Below are 6219 nucleotides of genomic sequence, written 5' to 3' on the forward strand. Positions count from 1 at the left end.
TTTAATACTCAATGAAAATCAAAGAGCAAACTAGGAAGCTAGCTGTAGGTTGCTCAAAACACTGTTTTGAGGTTTCAGATGGAAGCTGAGGAGGTTTGAAGAGATTTTCGAAGAGTATAAATTTGTTGAGCGTGTAGCTAATACGTATCAAGTCTGGTAGATTGAGAAAACCTGACAAAAAATTAGATAGTGCTAGAATAACATTAACGAAAGACATTTGAGGGCAGAAAGGTTCCTGCCGCACCTTGCAAAAGGGTATCTGAGATGCTGGGTACACCGACCAGCCAAAGGATCCGTTATTTCAAAGGAGGGGCTTAAATGCTCCTTTTTTATTTAAAAATTTCAAAATAGATTACACTCACCGCAGGCTTAGGCTTGCGTTTTTTTGTTTGACAAAATTAAAAAAATGTGTAAGAATAAGTAGAATTGAAAACAGGAAAACTCACCTCCTTTCGATTCGTCTAGCCTTTTCGTGAGGCAATGAGGGGGCGGAGAGACGCGCTCGTCAACAGAAGTATCTCATTGGAAATGTTGCTCACTTTTTAGTGAGCTTTTTATCTAGGGAATAGAAATGAAAAGCAAAAAGTTAAAATTAGGTCAAATTGATTTAAAAATGTGCAAGGATTACGACCTTATTCAAGCGATGGACTATGACTTTAAGACGAAGGAAGTAATGAATAAAGGAAGGGGATTTGCGGTAACTGTTGTCAAAATACAGGGGCTAACTTTCTTGATTCCATTTAGAAGTTACATTCCTAAAAAGTATCAATTGAAGTATAAGCTTAGAAATTCAGCAAAAGAAGGATATGTTGAAGGATTAGATATTGGTAAAACATTGATTTTAGAAGATAAAAGTTATTTACTAAATACCACTTTTCGCCTTCGGAAAGTCGAAGATTATTATAAAGTAATGGATAATGATAAAGCTATAATCAATAAGTTAGTGAAAGCTATTATAGACTATAACCGTGCTTTAGAAATGAACGATAGAAACAAACTTGAAGATCCTAAACGCTTTAAATTCTCAACATTCCAGAATTATTCTACTAGATTAAGAGTCATAACAGAAAAAGACTATTTAGAATAGATAATGTTTCCGCAGGCTTAGGCTTGTGTTTTTTTATAGTAGATTGAAATAAGATTTGAACAAATTGATTAGGAAAGTCAAATTAATTTCTAGCAATGTTTTAGTAGTCGAAGTGTACTGTTCTAGTTCCAATTCACTCTATTCTTCAAAAAAGCCCGATTTTATGGGGTTTTAATTCTGATAAAATCCGATAATTTCGGCATGATAAGGTGAGGTAGTTATTGTCTTAATGCTCAGTTACATTCTGGAAATCGCTAGAATTTTTTCAAAAAACCCCGTAATAGTTGAATTATCTAAGCTTTAACAGTATAATTAAGCTAGTAGCTTCATCAGGAGGTTCTATGCTACAATATAGTGGGTGGCACGGCACCACCAATAAAATAAAAGAAAAGATTCTATCTGCTGGGTTTTCTTATGAGAAATATAAACCTGGTATTCATAAACAGAGACATCCGAACGACTTGGGTAATGGTATTTACTTTTTTCTACCTTTTGACAAAGATACTGGTAAAACGATTGCTTCTGCTTATGTCGCAAAGTATAAGTCATTTGAACTAAGCAAACCTGGGGTTAGGCCTGAGTTAATTCATGCTGAAATCACCCTAAAATCTATAGATAAGATTTTTATTTTAGATAACCCAAAAAACCAAAGGTTATTAGAGGAATATCGACAAGCGGCATCTATTCAAATTGAACGTGAGATTGCAGGTATTTCAGGTAGCGGAGCCAAAAATAGAGCTACTCTTCTTAACCAAAATCAAGGATTAATTATTGAGCTGTTGCTTGATTTAGCGTCTCAGCATGGGAAGAATTATGAAGCAGTGCAGTCCAAAACATATACTGCTATTCCATCTTTACCAGTAATTGACGGAAAGAATGGAGAGGAAATTTGTATCCGTGATTTAAATTGTATTACAAACATTTTATAAATAAGGAGGCTTTTATGAGTTTATTGTCAAACTTTTTAGGAACTGAAGAATTTTCTTTGATGGATTCTCCAATGTTCCAAGAATTAGTTGAAAATATTAAGGCCAACAAAATTTATTCAGTAAACAATGAATTTGATTATGATTTGAATATATCAGGAAGTCTTAAAAAATATAAAGATGAAATCCATTTTACTTCTCAATTAAATAATCAAAAAGAGTTTTATGATTTGAATTCTGTAACTAAAGTAAATGCAATGCCTGAATATAATATAAAGAACAAGAAGTCATGTTTTTCATATTTACCAATAGATTCTGAAAACTTAATTACAACAAAAGAAAATAGTGAGGTGGCAGCTTAATGTCCTCTTTACAATTTAAAGATTATTTTTTAAATGAAGTATCATACCGAAGAAATCCTAGTTTTGACCAAACAAATAGTACTATTAATTTACATCCTGAATTGTCTGCACAGATTTTAATAAGAAAATCTGAAAACCTTGCTTATGTTAACTTGATAACAAAGCAAGGAAATATAGATTCAGATGATTCTGCTTTTGAGCTTATTGTAGATATTGTTGGAGAATTTTCATTTATATATGATGAGACAGAATTTGATATTGATTTTGAAACTTTTCTTAAAGAGAATGGCTTAGCAATTCTTTGGTCCTATATTCGGCCTATCGTATCTGATATGATTACTCGGGGTAATGAGTTCCCCAACTTCATATTGCCTGTCGTTAACATTAAAAAAATGCTTGAAGACAAAGATTCTATCAAGTTAACATACGAATAAAAACAGTGTATGTATTTTTCAAAGCTCCAATGAAATGCTTTCACATTTAAAAGGTATTCGGAGAACTATAAATCAAAATTGTGATAAAAATAAATAGGATCAAAGAGTTTTGTATGATAGTAGTTTCAATTTAAACTCTACCTTCTTCGAGACTCAGCTATCAATGAAAATCACCAGAAGGGCAGTATTTTAAGGCTCTTCTGGTGGTTTTTGAATTGTTTGGTTAGTGTGAGATATGAATAATTTGGGGTTTAATATTCTTCGAAAATCTCTTCAAACCACGTCAGCTTCCATCTGCAACCTCAAAACAGTGTTTTGAGTAACCTGCGGCTAGCTTCTTAGTTTGCTCTTTGATTTTCATTGAGTATAAAAACAAGAACACCTTGCCTGGCGCAGGGTGTTTCGCGTGAAACAGAAGAATTGGATAAGATGCATCATATCAAGCTTAGGTAATAACATTTGATTTATAAAATAAAAAAGAGTATAATAAATTAAGCCAATCTAAAATATGCATAAATATTTTAGGGGGGGGCTTTTTATTTGTCCTTCCATTATATATTAACCGATAATTATCGGAAAAGGAGCAAAATGATATATGTTTTATAAAGGTAATGAAGATAGAGAAAAGCGCTTGCGGTTTTCGATTCGTAAGGTTAGTTTTGGTGCTGCTAGTGTTGCAGTAGCAGCCTTGTTCATGTTTCCAGGAAATGGGACAGTGTCTGCCACAGAGCAAGGTGTAACCCCAACTAATGAGGGAAGACAAGGCTCACCACTGAAAGACCCAGATGTCCAGAATGGAACCTACGGGGCGACTCCAGTAGTCAGTCAGTTGGATGGAAATTCTGGTAGCAGTGAGACTACTGCTCCGGAAGGTCAAGAAGAAACAACTACTCCAACACCTGCTGACTCAAGCTCAACATCAGTGGAGTCAGCTACTGCTTCAGCAACAGAAGAAGTAGAAGAAAAGGCTACATCTGACTTGGATAAAAAACAGCTGGAAGATTACGTAGCAGAAATTGATGCTAAATTAGCCTCAGGTAGCTATGCGACTAAGACAGATGAAAGTGTCGCAACCCTTAAAGAACATTTAGAATTAGCAAAACTTGCCCTAACAACAGCCAAAAGTCAAGACGAGTTGACGAAAGCCTATAGAAGACTCTTTATGACAGCGAGCAGCGGTTTACGTAGTAAGCCTAAAGCGCAAGTGGAAAGTCCTAAACTAGATACCACAGAAGGAAAAGCGACTGTCGGTAAGAAAGCCAGCAATACTGAGAAAGCTACAGGAACCAACTCTATCGCAAACTCAGGAAAACATGATTCACGTAATGGACAAGCCCTAGATAGAAACAATCCATTCCGAACAGATGGGACAACAACGGATACTGATCCATCAGCAAACCAGACTTACACAGCACCTGCAGAGAATGCGGATTTAAAAACGTTAGCAGATAAGTTAAAAGCATTGCCTGAAGTTATTGAGAATAATAAAAAAATTCAAAATATGGATGCATTAGGGGATGGAAAAAATATTGCAAAGGGTAGTGTTGCTGAAATTAAAGAATTTGGTGGATGGAAAGCAGTAGGTGAAAATGGGAAATTTGCGATTGCTAGAAAAACTGAAGCTGGAGTTTTCCCAGCATATACAGTAAATATTACTAGAACTAATCAGGTTTGGGTTAGGGAGCAATCGTTTGATAGACGTAGTGAATATATTTTATTACTATCAAAATTAGTTACTAAACAGAATAGAGACGAACCAGTCTATGATGATAAACCCTATTTAGAAAATAATGAACCCGGTGCACAAACAGCGAGAGCAGCTAAGTGGTTTGATGGAATTGAAAAAACTTTTAAAGCATATGCTTCGAATGAAGGAACAAAAGTAACAGTGAACTTTAAAACGGGTTATACTGGTGATAATAATGGATCAAAAGCTAAATATAAAGTAGAAGTGTTCAGTATTGAAAATGGCAATGAACAGTTAATTTATACGGCAGTAGTCTCACCAGAAAAAAACGTGAATAGTCCTGAAATGAAAGTAGTTGCTGCAAGAGATGGAAATGCAAAAAATCAGACTTTTAGTGCTAATAGTCTTTCAAAAGAACAGATAGAAGAAAAATTAGCTTTAACTGAAAATAGACCGAATGCAACAGGAGGGACATTTACAAGTAGAGAAATTAATTTACCAAAGGGAGTAACTTCATATAAGGTGAGAATTAGTTTGGAAAACAAACATCAAGCTGGTATGAGTTATAATTCATCTTATTTACAGTACTCTTTACCTATTACTGGATTGGACTTCAATGTAAATCAAGATACAAGTATAGTTGCGAAGAACCTCTTACAAAGAATTTATGATAAATTACTTGAAACGGAAACGACTGATAAGGCAGGGAAAACGGACGATACTATCAATGCATATACAGCTGAACTTGAAAAAGTACGTAATCTTCTTACTGGACAGTTAAAAACAACAGCAGACTATAAAAAGGCGTTTTCAACGCTTTTAGCAAAACAAGAAGCTTTAGTACCTGCGGCAACAAATGAAGAAAAGACTAATCTATCTGCGCAAGTTGAAGGGTTAAAAAAGGTATCAACAGAAAATAAAACTCCTAAAAGTATTGAAAAATATGAAGATGAGTTTAGAAAATATGAGAGGCAAATTGAAGATTTAAAAAATGAAGTTAAGACTATCCTAGATAAACAAGGTAATGCAAGTAAAGAAGAAGTATCTAATGTACTAACCAAAGTGACAGCAGTAAAAGAAAAAATAGATACAGCTGCTGGATTGTTAGTTGATAAAGGAAACAAGACAGAGTTAAGACAAGTAGTAGGTCAAGAAGCTGACGTTAAAGGAAACTTTAAATACTATAACGCAGACAAAACAAAGAGGGATGCGTATGATGAAGCGATAAAAAGTGGACAAACAGTAATAGCTGATGCTAATGCGGATCAAACCAAAGTAGATGCAGCAAAACAAGCTATAGAAGATGCCAAAGGCAAATTAGATGGAGCAGAGACCCAGAAAGAGGCTCTAACAACAGCAACATCTACAGATGCGGAAAGCACAAAAGCTAATGATGCGAAGTACTACAACGGAAGTGCAGAGAAGAAAGCAGCCTATGATCAAGCAGTATCAGATGGTAAGAAAATCTTAGAAAAAGCTAACGCAACGCAAGCGGAAGTAGATGCAGCAAAACAAGCTATAGAAGATGCCAAAGGCAAATTAGATGGAGCAGAGACCCAGAAAGAGGCTCTAACAACAGCAACATCTACAGATGCGGAAAGCACAAAAGCTAATGATGCGAAGTACTACAACGGAAGTGCAGAGAAGAAAGCCGCCTATGATAAAGCCGTAGAAGATGGTAAGAGAGTCTTAGGTAAAGCTAACGCAACGCAAGCGGAAGTAG

General features: G+C 35.1%; 4 protein-coding genes and 1 pseudogene. All 5 read left to right on the plus strand.

The features are described 5' to 3' along the window. Nucleotides 1-571: 571 nt before the first annotated feature. Nucleotides 572-1087, plus strand: a complete 516-nt coding sequence (locus tag DSY56_RS07345) for a hypothetical protein (RefSeq protein WP_050242789.1) — start codon at nt 572-574, stop codon at nt 1085-1087. 341 nt (nt 1088-1428) lie between these two features. After that, nucleotides 1429-2016: a hypothetical protein gene (locus DSY56_RS07350; protein WP_112444762.1), complete on the plus strand. Its 588-nt coding sequence runs from the start codon at nt 1429-1431 to the stop codon at nt 2014-2016. Nucleotides 2017-2030: 14 nt separating this feature from the next. Then, the gene (locus tag DSY56_RS07355; protein WP_112444764.1) at nt 2031-2375 is read left to right on the plus strand and encodes a hypothetical protein; all 345 of its coding nucleotides are present in this window, start codon (nt 2031-2033) and stop codon (nt 2373-2375) included. Continuing rightward, nucleotides 2375-2809 carry a protein-export chaperone SecB gene (locus tag DSY56_RS07360; protein WP_023937337.1) on the plus strand — a complete coding sequence of 145 codons (435 nt, stop codon included), beginning with the start codon at nt 2375-2377 and terminating at the stop codon, nt 2807-2809. Before DSY56_RS07355 ends, DSY56_RS07360 begins: the two co-directional genes overlap by 1 nt. Nucleotides 2810-3404: 595 nt before the next feature. Next, nucleotides 3405-6219, plus strand: a pseudogene (locus DSY56_RS07365) (YSIRK-type signal peptide-containing protein); the annotation flags it as partial.

The sequence above is a fragment of the Streptococcus sp. 596553 genome (genome assembly GCF_900411395.1).
Lineage (GTDB): Bacteria > Bacillota > Bacilli > Lactobacillales > Streptococcaceae > Streptococcus > Streptococcus mitis_BA.

Bases quoted from the DNA above. Each gene is read 5' to 3' on its own strand.
- DSY56_RS07345 (WP_050242789.1), top strand. From the start codon at position 572: ATGAAAAGCAAAAAGTTAAAATTAGGTCAAATTGATTTAAAAATGTGC.
- DSY56_RS07350 (WP_112444762.1), top strand. From the start codon at position 1,429: ATGCTACAATATAGTGGGTGGCACGGCACCACCAATAAAATAAAAGAA.
- DSY56_RS07355 (WP_112444764.1), top strand. From the start codon at position 2,031: ATGAGTTTATTGTCAAACTTTTTAGGAACTGAAGAATTTTCTTTGATG.
- DSY56_RS07360 (WP_023937337.1), top strand. From the start codon at position 2,375: ATGTCCTCTTTACAATTTAAAGATTATTTTTTAAATGAAGTATCATAC.